Annotated in this window: 16 protein-coding genes; 6 read left to right on the forward strand and 10 right to left on the reverse strand. The window is 35.7% G+C overall.

Annotated features, from left to right (window positions below; all coding sequences use genetic code 11):
* Nucleotides 1–75: 75 nt before the first annotated feature.
* Genes ACFQ32_RS07735 through ACFQ32_RS07755 form a run of 5 tightly spaced genes read right to left on the reverse strand, consistent with a single transcriptional unit; the run spans nucleotide 76 to nucleotide 3,536 of the window.
* Nucleotides 76–915 (reverse strand): PTS system mannose/fructose/sorbose family transporter subunit IID, encoded by an 840-nt coding sequence (locus tag ACFQ32_RS07735; RefSeq protein WP_046324282.1) that lies wholly within the window; start codon nucleotides 913–915, stop codon nucleotides 76–78.
* Entirely contained in the window at nucleotides 912–1,730 is an 819-nt protein-coding gene (locus ACFQ32_RS07740; RefSeq protein ID WP_052724616.1) for a PTS mannose/fructose/sorbose/N-acetylgalactosamine transporter subunit IIC, read from the reverse strand. Before ACFQ32_RS07740 ends, ACFQ32_RS07735 begins: the two co-directional genes overlap by 4 nt.
* A gap of 4 nt (nucleotides 1,731–1,734) precedes the next feature.
* Complete coding sequence (locus tag ACFQ32_RS07745; RefSeq protein ID WP_046324283.1) at nucleotides 1,735–2,232, reverse strand: PTS system mannose/fructose/N-acetylgalactosamine-transporter subunit IIB; 498 nt, start codon at nucleotides 2,230–2,232, stop codon at nucleotides 1,735–1,737.
* 17 nt (nucleotides 2,233–2,249) lie between these two features.
* Nucleotides 2,250–2,669, reverse strand: a complete 420-nt coding sequence (locus tag ACFQ32_RS07750) for a PTS sugar transporter subunit IIA (protein ID WP_046324284.1) — start codon at nucleotides 2,667–2,669, stop codon at nucleotides 2,250–2,252.
* A gap of 3 nt (nucleotides 2,670–2,672) precedes the next feature.
* Nucleotides 2,673–3,536 carry a class II fructose-bisphosphate aldolase gene (locus ACFQ32_RS07755; protein WP_046324285.1) on the reverse strand — a complete coding sequence of 288 codons (864 nt, stop codon included), beginning with the start codon at nucleotides 3,534–3,536 and terminating at the stop codon, nucleotides 2,673–2,675.
* A gap of 155 nt (nucleotides 3,537–3,691) precedes the next feature.
* Here ACFQ32_RS07755 and ACFQ32_RS07760 point away from each other — a divergent pair, with 155 nt between their 5' ends.
* The 3 genes from ACFQ32_RS07760 to ACFQ32_RS07770 all read left to right on the forward strand — a co-directional run bounded on the left by ACFQ32_RS07760 (nucleotide 3,692) and on the right by ACFQ32_RS07770 (nucleotide 6,587).
* A complete protein-coding gene (locus ACFQ32_RS07760; RefSeq protein WP_046324286.1) occupies nucleotides 3,692–4,438 on the forward strand; it encodes a DeoR/GlpR family DNA-binding transcription regulator in 747 nt (248 codons plus the stop codon).
* Nucleotides 4,439–4,695: 257 nt separating this feature from the next.
* The gene (locus tag ACFQ32_RS07765; protein ID WP_046324287.1) at nucleotides 4,696–6,054 is read left to right on the forward strand and encodes a DHA2 family efflux MFS transporter permease subunit; all 1,359 of its coding nucleotides are present in this window, start codon (nucleotides 4,696–4,698) and stop codon (nucleotides 6,052–6,054) included.
* Nucleotides 6,055–6,086: 32 nt separating this feature from the next.
* The gene (locus tag ACFQ32_RS07770; RefSeq protein WP_046324288.1) at nucleotides 6,087–6,587 is read left to right on the forward strand and encodes a TetR/AcrR family transcriptional regulator; all 501 of its coding nucleotides are present in this window, start codon (nucleotides 6,087–6,089) and stop codon (nucleotides 6,585–6,587) included.
* Between the two features lie 52 nt (nucleotides 6,588–6,639).
* Here ACFQ32_RS07770 and ACFQ32_RS07775 read toward each other — a convergent pair whose 3' ends face one another.
* The 4 genes from ACFQ32_RS07775 to ACFQ32_RS07790 form a co-directional block, all read right to left on the reverse strand.
* Nucleotides 6,640–7,443: an ABC transporter ATP-binding protein gene (locus ACFQ32_RS07775; protein ID WP_046324289.1), complete on the reverse strand. Its 804-nt coding sequence runs from the start codon at nucleotides 7,441–7,443 to the stop codon at nucleotides 6,640–6,642.
* Nucleotides 7,421–8,338: an ABC transporter permease gene (locus tag ACFQ32_RS07780; RefSeq protein WP_046324290.1), complete on the reverse strand. Its 918-nt coding sequence runs from the start codon at nucleotides 8,336–8,338 to the stop codon at nucleotides 7,421–7,423. Before ACFQ32_RS07780 ends, ACFQ32_RS07775 begins: the two co-directional genes overlap by 23 nt.
* 30 nt (nucleotides 8,339–8,368) lie before the next feature.
* Nucleotides 8,369–9,331: an ABC transporter substrate-binding protein gene (locus tag ACFQ32_RS07785; protein ID WP_379907125.1), complete on the reverse strand. Its 963-nt coding sequence runs from the start codon at nucleotides 9,329–9,331 to the stop codon at nucleotides 8,369–8,371.
* Nucleotides 9,332–9,797: 466 nt separating this feature from the next.
* On the reverse strand, nucleotides 9,798–10,721 hold the full coding sequence (locus ACFQ32_RS07790; RefSeq protein WP_370448578.1) for an ABC transporter substrate binding protein: 924 nt from the start codon (nucleotides 10,719–10,721) through the stop codon (nucleotides 9,798–9,800).
* A gap of 531 nt (nucleotides 10,722–11,252) precedes the next feature.
* On the opposite strand from ACFQ32_RS07790, the gene rpoN reads away from it, so the two are divergent.
* Nucleotides 11,253–12,524 (forward strand): RNA polymerase factor sigma-54, encoded by a 1,272-nt coding sequence (gene rpoN / locus ACFQ32_RS07795; protein ID WP_046324293.1) that lies wholly within the window; start codon nucleotides 11,253–11,255, stop codon nucleotides 12,522–12,524.
* Nucleotides 12,525–12,659: 135 nt separating this feature from the next.
* Here rpoN and ACFQ32_RS07800 read toward each other — a convergent pair whose 3' ends face one another.
* On the reverse strand, nucleotides 12,660–13,601 hold the full coding sequence (locus ACFQ32_RS07800; RefSeq protein ID WP_046324294.1) for an aldo/keto reductase: 942 nt from the start codon (nucleotides 13,599–13,601) through the stop codon (nucleotides 12,660–12,662).
* A 194-nt stretch (nucleotides 13,602–13,795) separates the two neighbouring features.
* On the opposite strand from ACFQ32_RS07800, the gene ACFQ32_RS07805 reads away from it, so the two are divergent.
* Together ACFQ32_RS07805 and cas9 are read left to right on the forward strand one after the other, a co-directional pair.
* Nucleotides 13,796–14,704 (forward strand): L-lactate dehydrogenase, encoded by a 909-nt coding sequence (locus ACFQ32_RS07805; RefSeq protein ID WP_046324295.1) that lies wholly within the window; start codon nucleotides 13,796–13,798, stop codon nucleotides 14,702–14,704.
* A 167-nt stretch (nucleotides 14,705–14,871) separates the two neighbouring features.
* Nucleotides 14,872–19,047: a type II CRISPR RNA-guided endonuclease Cas9 gene (cas9, locus tag ACFQ32_RS07810; RefSeq protein WP_046324296.1), complete on the forward strand. Its 4,176-nt coding sequence runs from the start codon at nucleotides 14,872–14,874 to the stop codon at nucleotides 19,045–19,047.
* Nucleotides 19,048–19,050: the final 3 nt, after the last annotated feature.

The raw sequence follows: 19,050 nt of genomic DNA on the forward strand, positions 1-19,050 counted from the left end.
TGATAAGATTAAAAATGGCAAGATTTTCAATTTAGAAAGTCTTGCCATTATTTAATTTAAATTCAGTTACTTTGCTTAGGCTATGCCTAATGCACTTAATAAAATGCAGAAAACAATTAGGCCCAAGATAACAATCGTGAAATTAATGTGTTTCTTTGCTATTAACCAGTAGCAGCCTAGAGTTATTAGCAATGGTACTAGTCCCTTAAGAAGAGAATCCAAAATATTTTGGACGTTGATCACTTGACCGCCACCAACATGAAATACTAATTTTGTCTTGAATTGGACGAGACTGCTTGTCATCCCTCCAAGCATTATTAGCCCAAGCGTTCTAGCAGCCTTTGTGAAAATTGTTAATAAACCAGATGAATACATTTCAGTGATATATTCAGAGCCTACTGAGAATCCTAGTTTGGTCATTTCCCAGCGACACCACTGTGCAGGGATATTGTAGATCAATAAAAAGACGAAAGGAGCTAAAATGTTGCCTTGCATTCCAAACGTCATTGCGACTCCAGCGGCAATAACCCTTAAAATACCCCAAAATAAAGTGTCTCCAATACCGGACATTGGTCCCATTAAACTAGCCTTGACGGCACTGATTGAAGAAACATCATAATCTTTATGCTGGGAGGCTTGTTTTTCCATTGAGGCAACTAAACCCTGGCAAAAAGTTCCCACATATTGAGTGATATTATAAAAAACAATATGTCTTTTTAGTGCCTGCCGTTTTTCTTCAGAGCCATTTTTATAGTAATGATCAATAAATGGTAATAGTGAATACTCAAATCCTGAGCCATACTCGTTGGCATATTGTAAAGGTGCACCGATTGTTAAAGACCTAAGATAAAGTTTACGGAGTAATTTTTTATCAGTAGGTGAAATTTTATTATTAGTTGCAGATTCTTGTGTCATGATAGAAAGTCCTCTTCTTCTTGCTGACTGGCTGATTTATTACTGTTTGTGGCAGTTTTGCTGTGTTTAAGGTCAAAAATATCTTTATCATAAAATGCAAAGACTACTGCAAATACCAAGCCAATGATTCCGACAACCAGCAATGGTAATTTTACATATTCAACTAAAATAAAGCCAAGAAAATACCAAACTGCAAGTTTCTTTTCCCAAACCATGCTGAGAAGCATTGCGAAACCGGCAGCTGGAAGTAAACCACCTGTCAGACCTAAGCCGTTTTCTACGAAAGAAGGCAGGGATTTAATAAATGCTGCAACAGGTTTAACACCAATCACAACGGTAATAAATACAGCTACAAAGAAAACTAATGATCTGGCAAACCAAACACCATAATGAAGCCAGACTAATTTCTTTTCGTTAGCTTTGTCTGCTGCGTCAGTCCAGGAATCTTGAAACAGTGAAAACAAAACATAGGTTCCAACTTCAAGCAAGCCACCTAATAGTCCCATTGGAATTGCTAAAGCTACAGCAGCTTTTGTGTCACCGCCACCGATTATGGCATAAGCAACAGCCAGTACAGTTGCTACTGAAGGGTTTAAGGATACAGCACCGCCTACATTTACAGCACCTATAAATGTTGCTTCCAGCATGGCGCCTAAGATAATTCCGGTTTGTAAATCTCCTAAGAGCAAGCCGACTAATGGTCCCACAACAATAGGCTGGTCTGCCATATTTTGTCCTAATAGCCAGTCACCACCGTAGCAAATAAATTCGGCTAAGCCACATAAAAATGCGGCTAAAATTATATTATTCGACATCTCATTACTCCTTTAATAAATTAGAGAACTTTTCTGCCTTATCTGTAGGTATAACTTGGTGTACGACATTGGCTCCAGAATTTAACAGCTTTTTAGCTGCGTCTTTATCAGCTGTGGTTAATAAAATCGAACCATTTATTTCTGTTTTGAGATTTTTGTCGACACCATCAAAGCGGCCAACATTTGCAATATTAATTCTTTCAATTTGTTGACCATTTAGTCCCGAATAGATTCTTTCCGCGTCTTTTACCTGGTTGACAACAACAAACATTGGAATACTTTGAGCTTTAGGATTTTGAAAAAGCCTTATTGCTCCATCTACGTCTCTTACTAGAACTTTAGCTGTACCTTGAACAGACATTTTTAATGCACTTTGCTGCATTTCATTTTTACTTGCTGCATCGTTAGCTACAACTATGTGGGAAGTTCCTAAGTGCCCGGGCCAGGTTAATGCTACTTGGCCATGAATTAAGCGATCATCAACTCTCAATTCTTTAATCATAATTCAATACTTCCTTATCAACTTAAAAAGTCACTATCAGTTTCATTACTGTCCGATTTGATTGGTTCAATAATTTGTAATTGTTTTCTTGCTTCTTCAACCAGATTCTTACATTTTTCCTTAGTTAAAGGTTGCGTTTCTAGTACTAGTGATAAAACTAAAGGCAGATTAACTCCCGTAATCAAGATAAAGTGATATTTTGCCAGCATTAAAGTCATTTTTTGATTAACGCTTCCGCCATAAATATCAGTTAACACAATCAGCTCCTTGTCTTTATCTTGGCTTGAGATAATTTCTTCTGCTTCCTTAGTCCAATCGCTTTCATCAACGTATGCATCAATAAATTTAACGTTAGTAGTTAAGCCGCTAAGAAATTTGGTGCTATTATAAAAACCTTCAGCCAGAGTACTATGAGTAATAATTAGGAAATTATTCATTATTTATGCCTTGTTGGCTGAGCCAAAAACTTCAATTTTATTTTTGATGTCATCTTTTACCAACTCCATAATTTTTAGATCAGCATCATATAAGAAAACCTGCTGCTCTTTTTTACTATCAAGGTATTCTCTTAAACCGTTAGTGACATTAAATGACATAACTGAATAATAGTTAATTTTGCTTATGCCATTTTTAATTGAGTTGTGGTATTCTTCATCCGTTAATCCGGAACCCCCGTGAACAACTAATGGGACTGGAACTGCTTCAGCAATTTCATGCAGTCTATTAAAGTTTAATACAGGTTTTTCTCTGTATATTCCATGAACTGTACCATATGAAATTGCCATTGCATCAATTCCGGTCTCTTCATAAAATTGTTTAGCTTCACTTACAGTAGTGTAGTTGTCCGTTAAGTTATTGTAGTCAGGCTTACCGTTACCAGCATCTCTGGTCATCACGCCAACTTCACCTTCTACACTTGCTCCTAATGCGTGGGCAAAATCAACAATTTCTTTTGTCTTGCTAATGTTTTCTGCAAGAGGGTTTTGGGAAAAGTCGAGCATTACAGAACTGAATCCCATTCTCAATGCTTTAATGCAAGTTTCCATGTCTGTACCATGGTCAAGGTGAACTACGACTGGAACGTTGGCATTTTCTGCTAAATCCAATGCCAATTTACCACCTTCTCTTAGTGGCAAATAAGGAAAATGTGATTCAGCTATTTGCAACACAACAGGAGCCTTTTCTTCTTCGGCGGCTGCAATTATTCCACGTGCTGTGTTCATATCTGCGTAGTTAAAAGCGCCTATTGCATACCCTTCTTTTTTTGCTTTTGGTAAAATATCATTTAAAGTTACTAATGTCATTTTTTAACCTCCATTTTGTATTCGCTTACAAAACTAATATTAAAGTATTTGTTTGCTTTTTCAATAGATGGTAGCTTTATTGGAAAAACGTCAAAATTTGGTGATTATTTTCCAAGTTTTGACACTTTTTAATCATTTTATTGTGGAGGTTAAAGATGAAAGATAGACAGAAATTATTATTAACTACCTTAAAAGACAGAAATTTTTTAACAATTAGTGACTTGGCAAAAGTAATGCATTATAGTACTAGTACTATTAGACGAGACTTAAAAGAACTCGAAAATAATGGCTTTGTGCAGCGAATTCATGGTGGGGCACTGGTTTTAAAGCCAAATGAGATTGAAACGCCAACAACTATTAAACAACATATTAATTTAGCTGAGAAAAAATATATTGCTGCCTTGGCTTCCGGTTATGTTGAAAACCGGCAAAATATTTTTTTAGATAGCAGCAGTACATCCAACGTATTAGCCAAAAATCTTGCTGCTTTTAACGGTTTAAGCATTGCAACTACTAATTTAGAAACGGCAATCTATTTAAATTTGCATACGCAAAATAAGATTAATGTAATTGGGGGAAGTATGATTGATACATATTCTAGTAGTATGGTTACTGCCAGAAATTTACGTAATTATGTTTTTGACATTTCTTTTATGTCATGTAGAGGATTTAGTCTGGAGTACGGTGTTACTGATAAGGTTGAATCCGAGTCTAGCCTAAAGCATACTTTAATTGAATGCAGCAAAAAATTAGTTTTATTGATTGATAGTAATAAAATGGGTCTGATTTTTCCTTATAAAGATTGTGAATTAAGTCAGATTTCTGCAGTTGTAACAGATAAAAAGCCCGCTAAAAAGTACAGTAAGTTATTTGAAAAGAATAATGTTGAAGTAGTTTACTAATCTAAAATATCAATTTGTAATACTTGATTCAGAAGATATTAGCAAAAAGGCCTGCTGGTGATTTTTAATCATTAGCAGGCTGTTTTATTTTTTCAATGGACTGTCAAATTTTTCTTAAATGGATAATAGGATACCCATTTCAATTTTTAATTGATTTACTGTTTATACTTTCCCAACATTTCAATATAAATTGTTGGTTGTTTATCTTTTCTACATCAATATAATTAAAACAACTTAAATTGAAAGAAGAGAAATTCATGACTGGAAAAAAAACTAATTTGATTTTTGGGACTCTTTTGACTGGAACAATTGTCACATCGTTTCTTCAAACTTCATTAACAACGGCCTTACCACAAATTATGCATGAGTTATCATTGACCGCACTAACTGCCCAGTGGTTAACCAGTGCTTTTAGTTTAGCTATGGCGGTTATGATTCCAATATCAGCATATTTGATTAAGCGCTTTACTACTAGGCAAATATTTTTATCGTCAATGCTATTATTTACATTCGGCACATTACTTTGTTGTTGGGGAAGCAATTTTCCTATTATACTAATAGGTCGTATATTTCAAGCCTTTGGTAGTGGCATTATTTTACCATTAACTCAAGTAGTAATTATGATACTTTATCCGGTTAACAAACAGGGAACAGTCATGGGGATATTGGGATTGGCATCAGGAGCAGCACCTGTGATAGCACCAACTTTAACAGGCATCCTTATAGAAATATGGGGTTGGCGTAGTGTTTTCTTTATTTCAGCAGCTATATCACTTTTTATTATAATTTTAGCAATCTTTAGCGTTGAAAATGTTTCACCAGTTGCCAAAAATCATCTAGATTACTTTTCTCTATTATTAAGTACTGGTGGCTTGAGCAGTATTTTGGTAGGACTTAGTAATATTACTACTAGATTATTTATAAGCTTAATCTTGTTACTTATTGGAACAGTATTAATAATTATTTTTTGTAAAAGACAGTTACAAGATAAAGAACCATTACTAAATCTAAGAATTTTTAAAAATTCTAAATTTCGTTTGGCTGTATTAATCAGTATGCTTCTTTATGCAATAATGATGGGTAGTTCAACTATATACCCTATTTTAATTCAAACTGTAATGAAAAAATCAGCCCTTATTTCAGCATTTATAATGTTGCCAGGATCGTTAGCTATGGCTCTAATTAATCCTTTTACGGGAATGTTTTATGATAGATTTGGAATAACTAAATTGGCAATTTCAGGAAGCTTGTTATTAGTAATTAGTTGCTTGGGAGTAACATTTATCAATTCTCCAAAAGAAATAATTTTGTTAGGAGTTTTTTATCTTCTCCGTTTATTAGGGGTTGGCTGCTTGATGATGCCAATCGTAACTTGGGGAATGCAAAGTTTGCCTAAAAATGAAGCAGCAAATGGTACAGCTCTTCTAACTTGTTTAAGAACATTAAGCGGTGCTATAGGAACTTCTTTATTTATGGAAGCCATGACTAGCGCAACCCACTTTATTGATACCAAAGTGACGGCAAATTATATAGGAATTCAATTCACATTCGGTATGATGTCATTTTTGGCTTTAGTTCAATTATTTATTAGCATATATAAATTCAAAAAGCTTTAACAAAAAGATTTTTATATGTCATAATCATTTCTATGAATAAAAAAAGAAATCGCACTGTATCACGTAAAAAAATTCAAAATGCCGTCGTAGAACTTTTAAAGAATAGTAACTTAGAAAATTTAAAAGTCACTGAAATTTGTCAAAAGGCACAAATTAACAGGTCAACTTTTTATGATAATTACACAGATATTTATGATATGGCAGACAAATTAAGAAAATATCTTGTTGATGAATACGCACTAACGCAAAATAATTCTAAAAAACCATGTTTTTCAAAATTATTACAACATGTTAAAGACAACCAAGATTTATATCGTTTATTTTTTAAACTAAGTTTACAAGATGGTGTTGCTGAAAAGTTTATAGATAGTCATGAAGAAAGAAATCATTATGATGAAGTATTTTTTCGCAATGGTATAGTGGCTATAATTACAGAGTGGCTAAAAAATAATTGTTCAGAACCAATAGATAACGTTGTTAAAGTAATTGATGCACATCAAAATTGTTTGCAGAATGGTAGTAATAAATATTAAGATCTACCTAAGAAAAATAAAAAAACAATCTGAATTGCAGATTGTTTTACTTTTATGCCAGCAAAATGGCATCATCTTCAAGACCTGAGCCTACATGCTTTTGAAATAATTCCATTAACTTAGACACAGTTAAATTTTGTTTATCTTCACCAGCCAGATCAATTGCTACACGACCTTGATGCAACATGACCAAACGATTGCCATAGCGAATAGCATCTTCCATGTTATGAGTGACCATAAATGCTGTCAAATGCTGTTCAGATATCAACTTTTCAGTTAATTGCATGACCGTTATTGAAGTTTGTGGATCAAGAGCCGCAGTATGTTCATCCAGTAAAATCAAATCTGGCCGTTGCAGCGTTGCCATTAAAAGGGTAATGGCTTGTCTTTGACCACCAGAAAGTAAGCCAATTTCAGTTTCCAAGCGGTTTTCTAGATTCAAATTAAGTTGCGCAAGCTGCTTTTTGAAAAATTTTCTGTCTTGACTTTTAACACCAGGACGAAAGCCTCGGCGCTTTCCGCGCTTCATGGCTAAAGCCAAATTTTCTTCCACAGTTAATCTGACTGCTGTTCCCATTTTAGGATCTTGAAAAACGCGACTAATATTTTTTGCTCTTTTAGTAACAGGCAGTTTTGTAATATCAGTACCTTTTAGAATAATTTGTCCTTCTTGAATAGGGAGCGTTCCGGCAATACTATTGAGTAGAGTAGACTTACCGGCCCCGTTACTACCAATGATAGTCACGAAATCTCCGGCTTCTAAATTAAGGTCAATTCCGCGTAAAACACGGTTTTCATTGACAGTCCCCTGTTCAAAAGTTTGATGTAAATTTTTAATCTTTAGTACTTCTGGCATTTTGCTTTCCTCCTTTAAGATTGCGTGGTAAATGGAAATTCGGCAAAGTTAAGCACACAACTAAGACTAAAGCTGAAGCTAATTTTGCATCAGATGGTTCGACATTCATCTGGAATACCAAAGCTAAAATCAGTCTATAAATGATGGCACCTACAACTAAAGTAAGTAAACGACCACCAATTGACAGATTGCGAATAAGTACTTCTGCAATAATAATTGAAGCTAGTCCGATAACAAGAGTACCTACACCAGAGTTAAGGTCGGCAAAGCCGTTATTTTGTGCTAAAAGTCCACCTGACAAGGCAATGCAGCCATTAGAAATCATATAACCTAAAATTTTCATTCCCTGAGTTTTAATGCCGTTGGCAGCACTCATTTGCGGGTTATCACCAGTGGCTCTCATAGCCAAGCCTATTTCTGTTTTGAAGAAAACGACTAATAAGAAGATCACTAAAAGTGCAATTATCAGTCCCATTGCAATTACAGCATTGTTACGACTTAAGCCCCAATTTTGTGCAATTGTAAAAACCGTATCTTTGCCTAGCAATGAAACATTGGCAGCGTTTTGCATTACTCTGGAAGTAATGGAGTACAAGCCAGTCATTGTAATAATTCCTGCTAATAATGAAGGAATACGCAATTTGGTATTCAAAATACCAGTAACTAGTCCGGCAATTAAACCGCCAATAAATGCGGCAATAGTTGCTAATATCGGATTAATTCCTTTAATAATGCACATCGTCGCAACAGCCCCTCCTAAGGGGAAACTGCCTTCAGCTGTCATATCGGCTAGATCTAATATCCGAAAAGTTAAATAAACACCGATTGCCATTAATGACCAAAGTAGTCCTTGAGAAGTAGACGAAAGTAATAACTCCCAAAATGTATTTAACATAACTATTGATTCACGCTGCCTTTCTTTAATTTACTTAGGTGCTTTAATTGAAGCAGGGTCAATTCCAAGTGCCTTTGCCATTTTCTTGTTAACCACCAATTTCAAATCGGTAGCTTTTTCAACAGGCATGTCTTTAGGTTTCGTCTTACCATCTAAAATCTTAGCAGCCATTTTACCGGTTTGTTTACCAAGTGCCTCATAATCTATTCCAATAGAGGCCAAGCCGCCAGTTTTAACTTGATCCGTTGAACCGGCTACCAGTGGAATCTTCTTTTCCTTAACAACCTTACCAATAATTGAAGAAGCAGAGGCAAAAGTATTGTCTGTTGGTACGTAAATTCCTTGTACTTTTCCTGCTAAAGTTTCAGTGACTTGTTGAACATCATTTGTTGTGTTGGCCGTCTTAATTAAAACTTTGACTCCGGCTTTTTTAAGTGCCTTGACAGCTAGATCAGCTTGAATTTTGGAATTGGCTTCGCCCGCATTGTACATAATGCCAATTGTTTTAGCCTTAGGCACAATTGATAAAAGTAATTTGATTTGTTTATCAATTGAAACCATATCAGTGGTTCCTGTGACATTTCTGCCAGGTTTAGCGTCTGATTTTACTAGTTTGGCAGCTTTTAGATCAGTCACAGCAGTCACTACAATCGGGATATCCTCGGTAGCATTTGCTACACTTTGTGCAGCTGGGGTGGCAATACCTAAAATTAAATCTGATTTTTCGTTGACTAGTTTTTCACTCATGCTCTTCAAATTATCTTGACTATTTTGCGCATTTTGGTAATCGATCTTTAGATTCTTGCCTTCAACATAGCCTTTTTCCTTCAGACCTTCTTTGAAGCCTTTGTTAGCTTCATCTAATGAGGGATGTTGTACTACTTGCAGTATACCGACATGTTTGACAGTTGCTGTACTGCCTGTCTTTTTGTTATTACAACCACTTAATAGCAACAAACCGGTTAAGGCCATTCCCATAACTAATTTCTTAATTCGCATTTTTCTTCCTCCGTAAATCTAATCTTTAATAACATAAAAACACCCACTTATTCCTAAGTGGGTGTACAAGCATTATTTTTATTAATAATTATTTGTGATTAACCACTTAGAAAGCTATGTGGCTAACCGCAACTAAAGGACTTTAGCCATCATAGATAAATTCAAAACTTGAATCTGGTTTGAATTCATCTAGATGAACCCAAACTCTATCTAAAATAGCTAAAGTAGTAACGATTATTCAGTTGTGAGATGTGTTTAATATAATATTTCATTTAAGATCAACCTCCAACCTTAATGAGAAGATTATAAAAAATAAAGAAGAAAAAGTCAAGGAATAATAAAATTTGGTTGCAATTGATGTGCAACCTAAGGGAATTTTTCAAATTTATTTTGCCAAAATGTTTAAGCTAGTTTTTTGTTTTACATAAAAAAACTGCCCTTGTGGCAGTCTGTTTCCCGTTTATTTTGGAGCTTTAATTGATTTAGGATCAATTCCCAGTGCTTTGGCCATACTTTTGTTCACCACTAATTTCATATCGTGTGCTTTTTCAACCGGCATGTTTGCAGGTTTAGCTTTGCCAGATAAAATTTTCGCAGCCATTTTCCCTGTTTGTTCTCCCAATAATTCGTAATCAATTCCGATTGAGGCTAAGCCGCCAGTTTTGACTTGATCAACTGAACTTGCTACTAGAGGAACTTTCTTTTCTTTAACTACTTTGCCAACTACTGAAGCTGCTGAATCAAAGGTATTATCGGTAGGAACGAAAATACCGTCAACTTTTGAAGCCAGAGTTTCTGTTACTTGTTGGACATCGTTAGTCGTATTTGCAGTTTTGATCAAAACTTTAACTCCTGCTTTTTTTAGTGCAGCTGTTGCTAAGTCAGCCTGAATTTTGGAGTTTGATTCACCAGCGTTGTACATGATACCGATAGTTTTAGCCTTGGGCACAATTGACAACAGCAACTTGATCTGGCGTTTAATTGAAACCATATCTGTTGTGCCCGTGATATTTCTACCCGGTTTCTCATCTGAATTAACTAATTTAGCGGCTTTTAAATCAGTTACAGCAGTGACAACAGTTGGGATTTTCTGCGTTGCATTCGCCACGCTTTGCGCTGCCGGTGTAGCAATCCCTAAGATCAAATCTGACTTTTCGTTGACCAGTTTTTCACTCATACTTTTCAAATTATCTTGATTATTTTGAGCGTTCTGGTAATCAATCTTAAGATTTTTACCCTCTACAAAGCCACTTTCCTTCAAGCCCTTTTTAAAGCCCTTGTATGCTTTATCTAGAGAAGGATGCTGCACTACTTGCAAAACGCCCACGTGTTTCACGTCTGGACTTTTACTGGCTTTTTTGCTGCTGCAGCCTCCTAAAGCCATTAAACCAACAATTGTAATTCCTGTAATTAATTTTCTAAAACGCATTTTGTGCCTCCATAAAAAATACCCACTTACTTCTAAGCGGGTACACAGAAATTAAATTGCCAACAAATAATTGGATTGTGGTTAGCCACTTAGAAAGCTATGTGGCTAACCGTACTAAAAGAGTCCTAGCCATCATAGATAAATTCAAACTTAGTTTCGTTTGAATTCACCTAGATGAACTCAAACTCTTATCTATAGTAGCTAAGATAATAACGATTATTTAGTTGATTCTCTTTTTGACTAAACTGAATCATTATCCTTACCTCCAACTTTGATAACAAGATTATAAAAAAATAAAAACTTAAAGTCAAGGATTAATTTAGCTTTTAACACTGAAGAAGGAAAAGAAAAATTGTAGGCCTACAAGTAAGATATTACCAGTAAATAAAAATAATTAATGCAATATATCAGATTTTAAAATTAAAAAAGCATTTTAATTTAATTTTTTTGCTATAATTATATTTAAAATAACGGGGGTAGTAGCCGATGACACGATTGCAAAAAATGGTATTAAAGCCGAAAGAGCAGTTAGTAACACGGCTTTTCTTGTCGCCTAAATTAAAGCAAAATCTAACTGTGCTCTCATACAGTACCTATGACTTAATTAACGCCATGAAGGAGTTGAGCCTAAGCAACCCGTTTGTATCTTTGCGTGAACCTAAAGGCGAAATGCAAAATTTGGAATGGTTGCGGGCGCCCGAAGGTGAAAATCTGATTGATCATTTATTAATGCAGGTTAACTTGAGCGACTGGCACAATTGGGAAAAAAGTGCTGTTAAAGTTTTAATTTATCTGCTTGATAAAGATGGCTATTTAAGGGTAGACTTAGCTAAAATTGCCAAACAAACAGAGTTTTCACTGGAGAAGTTGACAAGGGCTAAGGATTTATTGCAAAGTCTTGATCCTTGTGGTATCGGTGCCGCGGATCTAACTGAATGCCTGTTGCAACAAGCAAAGCAAAAAGCAGATTTTAATCCTGTAGCTCTTGAAATTTTACTTGATAATCAGCTGGAACTGCTGGCTGATCCCAAACAATGGCCTAACTCTAAGTTTTCAATATCCGAATTAAATGATGCCCTTGCCAGCATCCAAACACTGGATCCTACTCCAGCTAGCGATTATGTCGTTGAAAATAATACACAGTATTTATTTCCGGACTTAATTTATCGGGTAACGGATGGGCACCTAACAGTTGAAAGTTATCAAACGCAAATACCAGAGATGGTTTTTGACGAAAAAGCTTATCATGAGTTAAAAGAGCAGTCAGATGAAAATAAATATTTTTCTGAGCAAAAGCAACACTATCTCGAACTGAAAAACGCAATTGTAGAACGGCAGAAAACCATTATGCGGCTGGGTAAGTATGTTGGTAAATTTCAACGTAACTTTTTAACCACAATGCAAAGACGTGAATTAAAGCCACTTGGTTTAAAAGAAACTGCTCAAGCTTTGGGTCTAGCACCAAGTACTATCAGCAGGGCGATTAAAGACAAATATATTCAGTGTCAGAACAAGATTTTTAGTTTGAAAATGCTTTTTCCACGGGAAGTGACGACCGATTTATCTCAAGCGCGTATAGAATATGACCTGCAACAGATCATAAAAAAAGAAGATGCCCGCGCTCCTTTAAGTGATCAACAGCTGGTAGAAATATTTGCCAAACATGATGTGACTTTAAGTCGGCGTGTAATTGCCAAATACCGCAAAAAACTCAATATACCGAATAGTTATAGTAGAAAGGCCAAGCCAACAGATTAAATTTTGTAAACAACTTTAATTTTCAAAGCGGTCGAATATTTAGTGATGAAAAAGTGCTCCTAATAGCCAGATAAATGTCTAACTATTGTGGAGCACTTTATTTATGTCAGGATTTTTAAAATTTATAAATTACTTTTACGGTAAATCATTTCCTGCAGCCAGATAAATATCATACCATTCTTGAGCAGTAAGTGAGATATCTGCTCCTTTAGCACTATCAATGATGTGGGCTGGTGTCATAGTTCCAATAATAACCTGGGTATTTGCCGGATGTCTTAAAATCCAAGCAGCCGCAACTGCATTTTTAGAAACACCTTTTTGGTCAGCTACTTTTTGTAAAGCCTTGTTGACTTCTGGAAACTTAGGATTGCCAATAAAATTGCCCGCAATTTGACCGTACTGGAAAGGTGACCAGGCCTGAACAGTCATGTTGTGTAAACGTGAATAGTCTAAAACGCCCCGGTCGTGGTCAATGCTGCGCTCATCCGTCATATTAGTGTGAATATTGAAATCAATCGGACCTGTGTGCATTACACTTAATTGCAATTGATTAATCAGCAATCTTTGACTGACTCCACTTTGCAGTAAGTCAACTTGCATCGGATTAAAGTTTGAAACTCCAAAGTGGCGCACTTTGCCGTCTCTTTGTAATTCATCAAAGGCAGCGCCAACTTCAGCCGGATCCATTAAAGCATCTGGTCTGTGGAGTAGCAAGCTATCTAAATAGTCAATTTTCATCCGGGAAAGAATACCATCTACTGCATTAATCAAATACCTTTTAGAAAAATCATACCTGGTTGTCTTATAGTCCAATTTAGGATTTTCATAAATACCAGTTTTAGATTGAATATAAAAATCATCTCGAGTTAACGCTGACTTTTGAAAGGCTGCTCCGAAGATTTCTTCAGATTTGCCATGACCGTAAATATCAGCTGAATCAATATAATTAATTCCAGCTTCGTGGGCAGTTTCCAACGTTTTAACAGCTTCATCAACGCTCAGTTTGTTCATGCGCATAATTCCCAGTGCAATGGCCGAACCAGTGAAGTTAGTATTACCAATTTTAATTTGTCTCATAATGTACCTCCTTTCTTTAGTATACGCTTTCTTTACCTATAATTTTAAAAAAGTGTGGGTTTTAATTTACATTTAGCAATGATAACTAAAAACTAATATTTTTTTAAAAAATATTTTATTTTTATCATAATTTTGTATATAATAGATCTTACATAATTTTTTAATATTTTTAAAAACAATAGGAGGGAAAAATTATGAGTAATAAGATTGGAATTATCGGAGACGGTCACGTTGGCAGTACGGTAGCGCAACAGCTGATATTAACGGGTCTGGTAGACGATCTCGTTATGATTGACGTTAATGAAGCAAAGGTTAGAGCTGATCAGCTTGATTTTCAAGATGCCATGGCAAATTTGAAGCACCACACTACTATTACTATCAATGATTATTCGGCCCTCAAAGATGCAGATATTGTAATTAGTGCTTTTGGAAACATTGAGTTGGAAGCAGGCGGTGAACGTTTCGCCGAATTGAACTACAACCGTGAGCGGATTGGAGATATTGCGGAGGCAATTAAGAAGAGTGGCTTCAACGGTATCTTACTTGCTATTACCAATCCAGTAGATGCAATTACTAATATGTATCAGGAATTAACTGGTTTACCGCGCAAGCACGTCATTGGTACTGGTACTCTTTTAGATACAGCCCGCATGAAACGTGCTGTTGGTGAACTCATGAATGTCGATCCTCGTTCAGTGGAAGGCTTTAACTTAGGCGAACATGGTAATTCACAATTTACGGCTTGGTCGACAGTCAAGGTTTTGGAAAAACCAATTACTGAAGTAGCTAAAGCAAAGCACTTAAAGCTTGAAGACTTAAATGGCGAGATTAAGTTTGGTGGTCAAACAGTATATAAGGGTAAGCAATATACTAACTATGGAATTTCAGCAGCTGTGACTCGTTTGGTAGAAACTATTCAAAGCGATGCCCATACTGAAATGCCAGTTTCAAATTATCAGGAAAAATATGGTACTTACCTGTCTTATCCTGCAATTGTTGGTCGTGATGGTATTATTCAAACCGTTGAATTGACACTTACAGATGAAGAAGAAAAGAAGTTACAGTCTTCTGCTGCAACAATTAAAGAAAAAGCCAATAAGTAATGAAATAAGTCCCAGGGGTTACATATCTTCTGGGACTATTTTTGATTTATTTATTAAAAATTATGGTCAAATTAGTCAACATTTTTATATTGTTTTAAAAATTGTAGTGAATTATGTGGTTATAAGGGGTATTCTTATAGTAATGAAAAGATTTAAGGAGAAAGAATATGAAGAAAAGAATAGATGACTATATTCTGGGTCTCGATATCGGGACCAATTCTTGCGGCTGGGCCGTGACGGATAAGAAAAATAACTTATTAAAACTTAGGGGAAAAACTGCAATAGGTTCACACTTATTTGAGGAAGGACATACTGCGGCTGATCGTCGCGGTTTTAGAACTACCAGAAGACGCCTTAAGCGCAGAAAGTGGCGCTTACGCCTATTAGAAGAGATTTTTGCGGAACCAATGGCTGAAGTGGATCCAGGCTTTTTCGTGCGCCTGCATCAGTCATGGGTGTCACCATTAGATAAAAGCAGAAAAAAGTACCAGGCAATTGTATTTCCAACAGCTAAGGAAGATCAGGAATATTATCAAAAATACCCGACGATCTATCATTTGCGTGACGCACTGATGACGCAAGACCGTCAATTTGATTTGCGTGAAATATTTTTAGCCATCCACCACATTGTTAAGTATCGTGGTAATTTCTTACAAGATACAGCTGTTAAAGACTTTGAAGCTTCCAAAATTGAAGTCGGCCCGATTTTAACAAATATCAATAATGCTTTTGCGGATAAGATAGTTGAGGGCCAAGATCTTATTGAATTAAATGTCGCAAACGCTGCCGAGATCGAGGCTGTTATACGCGGTAAAGATGCGGATAAAACCCTATATAAGATGGACAAGGTCAAGAAAATTGCCAAGTTATTAACAGATTCAACTGCCAAGGAACAAAAAAATGTGGCTAAGCAAATTGCTAACGCTATTATGGGCTATAAAACGCAGCTTGAAACAATTTTAGGTAAGGAAATTGATAAAAACGATAAGGCACAATGGGAATTCAAACTTTCGGATGCAGATGATAAGCTGGATGCCTTATTACCGGATCTTGATGAAAGTGATCAGACTGTTGTCGCTGAAATCGAAAAACTGTTTAGCGCGATTACCTTAAGTACTATTGTTGATGAAAATAAGAGTTTATCACAATCTATGGTAGAAAAATATAATAAACATCATCAAGATTACAAATTGTTAAAAGCTTATATTGAAAGCTTACCAGATCGCGCTCAGGCCAAGAAATTACTTTTAGCCTATGATCTATACGTTAATAATCGTCATGGTCATTTGCTGGAAGCCAAAACCGAATTTAAACAGGATAGCACTTTAACCAAAGAAGATTTTTATAAAACTGTTAAAGATAACCTAGATGACTCTGAACTCGCTCATAAGATTGCGCAAGAGATAGCTGCCGATAATTTTATGCCTAAGCAGAGGACGAACAGTAATGGTGTAATTCCGTTTCAGCTGCATCAAATCGAACTGGATAAGATTATTGCTAATCAAAGCAAATATTATCCATTCTTAGCTGCAGAAAACCCAGTAGAAGATCACCGTAAACAAGCACCATACAAATTGGATGAACTGGTCAGATTCAGAGTGCCTTATTATGTGGGTCCAATGATTACAGCTGATGAACAGGAAAAGACTTCCGGTAAGAGCTTTGCCTGGATGGTCAGAAAAGAGCAGGGTCAAATCACCCCGTGGAATTTTGAGCAAAAAGTAGATCGTCAAGAATCTGCCAACAAGTTTATTAAGCGGATGACTATCAAGGATACCTATCTTTTAGGTGAAGATGTTTTACCTGCAAATAGTTTGCTTTATCAAAGATTTGAAGTTCTGAACGAACTTAACAATATTAGGGTTAATGGTAGCAGAATCAGTGTTGACCTTAAGCAACAGATTTTCAATGACCTCTTTGAGGAAAAGAAAACTGTGACAGAAAAAGCTCTAATCAGCTATTTGAAGCAAAATCTCCATTTACCAACTGTAGAAATTAAGGGATTGGCGGATCCAACTAAATTTAATTCAAGTCTGGCAAGTTATTACCATCTCAAAAATTTACATGTCTTTGATAAAGAATTAGCAGACCCACAATATCAAAAAGAATTTGAAAAAATAATTGAGTACTCGTCTATCTTTGAAGATAAAAAAATTTTTCAAGATAAATTGCATGCTGAATTTAAGTGGTTAACTCCCGCACAATTTAAGGCAATTTCAACTTGGCGCCTGCAAGGTTGGGGCAGATTATCGCGCAAGTTGTTGGTAGAACTGCATGATACAAATGGCCAAAATATTATAGAACAACTTTGGGATAGCCAAAAGAACTTTATGCAAATTGTGACTGAGCCTGATTTTAAAGAAGCAATTGCTAAGGAAAATCAGAACATTACTCAGGAAAATGGTGTTGAAGAAATCCTGGCAGATGCATATACTTCTCCTGCTAATAAGAAAGCTATTAGACAGGTTGTTAAAGTAGTAGCTGATGTGGTTAAAGCAGCTAGTGGTAAAGCTCCAGCGCAATTTGCAATTGAATTCACTCGTGACCCTGATAAAAACCCGCAGTTATCACATATTCGTGGCACTAAATTGCTCAAGGCATATCAAGAAACAGCTGGCGAACTCGTAGATCAGAATCTGACTAATAGCTTAAAAGAAGCTATGACTAGCCGCAAATTGCTGAAAGACAAGTATTTCTTATACTTTATGCAAACGGGTCGCGATGCTTATACCGGTAAAAAAATTAACATTGATGAAGTATCAACAAATTATCAGATTGATCATATTTTGCCTCAGTCTTTTATTAAAGATGATTCTTTCGATAACAGAGTTTTAACTGCTACCCCGTTAAATGCGGAAAAATCAGATGATGTGCCGTATAAGCGTTTTGCTAACAATTATGTTTCAGATTTGAAAATGACAGTTGGCGAAATGTGGAAACACTGGCAAAAGGCTGGTATCATAAATAAACATAAGTTGGGTAATTTATTACTCGACCCAGATAGGTTAAGTAAATTTCAAAAATCCGGTTTTATTAACAGACAATTAGTTGAAACGAGTCAAATAGTTAAATTAGTATCAGTTATTTTGCAAAATAAATATCCAGATGCAGAAATTATTACAGTTAAAGCTGGTGACAACTCCGCTCTGCGTCAGCGTCTAGATTTATATAAGAGTCGTGATGTCAATGACTATCACCATGCCATTGATGCTTATTTATCGATAGTTTGCGGGAACTTTTTGTATCAAGTTTATCCTAAGTATCGGCCATACTTTGTGTATGGTCAGTTTAAAAAGTTTAGCCAAGATCCAGACTTACAAAAAGACTTGATTAAGCACTTCAAGGGCTTTACATTTATGTGGCCTTTACTGCAAAAAGATAATTCTGAGCGTAAAGCTCTAGAAGAAATCAAAGAAAATAATAGTGATCGAATAGTCTTTTACAAGCATCCAGACATTTTTGATAAATTACGTAAAGCATATAATTATAAATACATGCTAGTCTCAAGAGAAACGTCAACTGAAAGCAGCAGTATGTTCAACATGACTATTTATCCTCGCGGAGAGCGTGATCGTAAGAAAACTAGAAAGTTGATACCTAAGGGGAACGGACTTGATCCGAAAATTTATGGTGGCTATAGCGGCAACACTGATGCATATATGGTAATTGTTAAGATTGAGAAAGCAAAAGAATCTATCTACAAAGTTATTGGGATTCCAATGCGCGCTCTTGCAGGTTTAAAACAGGCTAAAAATCAGGGAAACTATAAAGAAGAGCTCCACAAAGTGGTTGAGCCCCAGATCATGCTTGATAAAAATGGTAAACCTAAGCGGGGTGTTGAAGGCTTTAGAGTGGTGAAAGATCATGTACCATTTAAGCAAGTCGTCTTGGATGGTGACAAAAAATTTATGCTGTACTCTGCAAAGTATGAAACGAATGCAAAGCAACTGACCCTTTCTCAAGAAACAATGCGAATAGTCACTGATAACTTGAAGAAGAGCGAGGATCAAGATAAATTATTAGTAAAAGCTTATGACGAGATTTTGCAAAAGGTTGATCAATATTTACCATTATTTGATGTGAACAAGTTTAGAAATAGTTTGCATTTAGGTAGAGCAAAGTTCCTTGATTTAGCGGTTAATGATAAGAAAATTACTTTAAGTAATATTTTAAATGGCTTACACGATAATCTAGTTGTTCCTAATTTAAAGAATATTGGAATTAAGACCCCATTTGGATTAATGCAATCGCCTTCTGGTATAACTTTATCATCTAATGCAATATTAATTTTCCAGTCACCAACAGGACTTTTTGAAAAACGGGTTAGGATAGCCGATTTGTAAACT

The sequence above is a fragment of the Lactobacillus melliventris genome (assembly GCF_042679465.1).
Classification (GTDB): Bacteria; Bacillota; Bacilli; order Lactobacillales; family Lactobacillaceae; genus Lactobacillus; species Lactobacillus melliventris.

Excerpts from the sequence above, each read along its gene's own strand:
- ACFQ32_RS07735 (WP_046324282.1), bottom strand. The coding sequence starts at position 915 with ATGACACAAGAATCTGCAACTAATAATAAAATTTCACCTACTGATAAA.
- ACFQ32_RS07740 (WP_052724616.1), bottom strand. The coding sequence starts at position 1,730 with ATGTCGAATAATATAATTTTAGCCGCATTTTTATGTGGCTTAGCCGAA.
- ACFQ32_RS07745 (WP_046324283.1), bottom strand. The coding sequence starts at position 2,232 with ATGATTAAAGAATTGAGAGTTGATGATCGCTTAATTCATGGCCAAGTA.
- ACFQ32_RS07750 (WP_046324284.1), bottom strand. The coding sequence starts at position 2,669 with ATGAATAATTTCCTAATTATTACTCATAGTACTCTGGCTGAAGGTTTT.
- ACFQ32_RS07755 (WP_046324285.1), bottom strand. The coding sequence starts at position 3,536 with ATGACATTAGTAACTTTAAATGATATTTTACCAAAAGCAAAAAAAGAA.
- ACFQ32_RS07760 (WP_046324286.1), top strand. The coding sequence starts at position 3,692 with ATGAAAGATAGACAGAAATTATTATTAACTACCTTAAAAGACAGAAAT.
- ACFQ32_RS07765 (WP_046324287.1), top strand. The coding sequence starts at position 4,696 with ATGACTGGAAAAAAAACTAATTTGATTTTTGGGACTCTTTTGACTGGA.
- ACFQ32_RS07770 (WP_046324288.1), top strand. The coding sequence starts at position 6,087 with ATGAATAAAAAAAGAAATCGCACTGTATCACGTAAAAAAATTCAAAAT.
- ACFQ32_RS07775 (WP_046324289.1), bottom strand. The coding sequence starts at position 7,443 with ATGCCAGAAGTACTAAAGATTAAAAATTTACATCAAACTTTTGAACAG.
- ACFQ32_RS07780 (WP_046324290.1), bottom strand. The coding sequence starts at position 8,338 with ATGTTAAATACATTTTGGGAGTTATTACTTTCGTCTACTTCTCAAGGA.
- ACFQ32_RS07790 (WP_370448578.1), bottom strand. The coding sequence starts at position 10,721 with ATGGCTTTAGGAGGCTGCAGCAGCAAAAAAGCCAGTAAAAGTCCAGAC.
- rpoN (WP_046324293.1), top strand. The coding sequence starts at position 11,253 with ATGACACGATTGCAAAAAATGGTATTAAAGCCGAAAGAGCAGTTAGTA.
- ACFQ32_RS07800 (WP_046324294.1), bottom strand. The coding sequence starts at position 13,601 with ATGAGACAAATTAAAATTGGTAATACTAACTTCACTGGTTCGGCCATT.
- ACFQ32_RS07805 (WP_046324295.1), top strand. The coding sequence starts at position 13,796 with ATGAGTAATAAGATTGGAATTATCGGAGACGGTCACGTTGGCAGTACG.
- cas9 (WP_046324296.1), top strand. The coding sequence starts at position 14,872 with ATGAAGAAAAGAATAGATGACTATATTCTGGGTCTCGATATCGGGACC.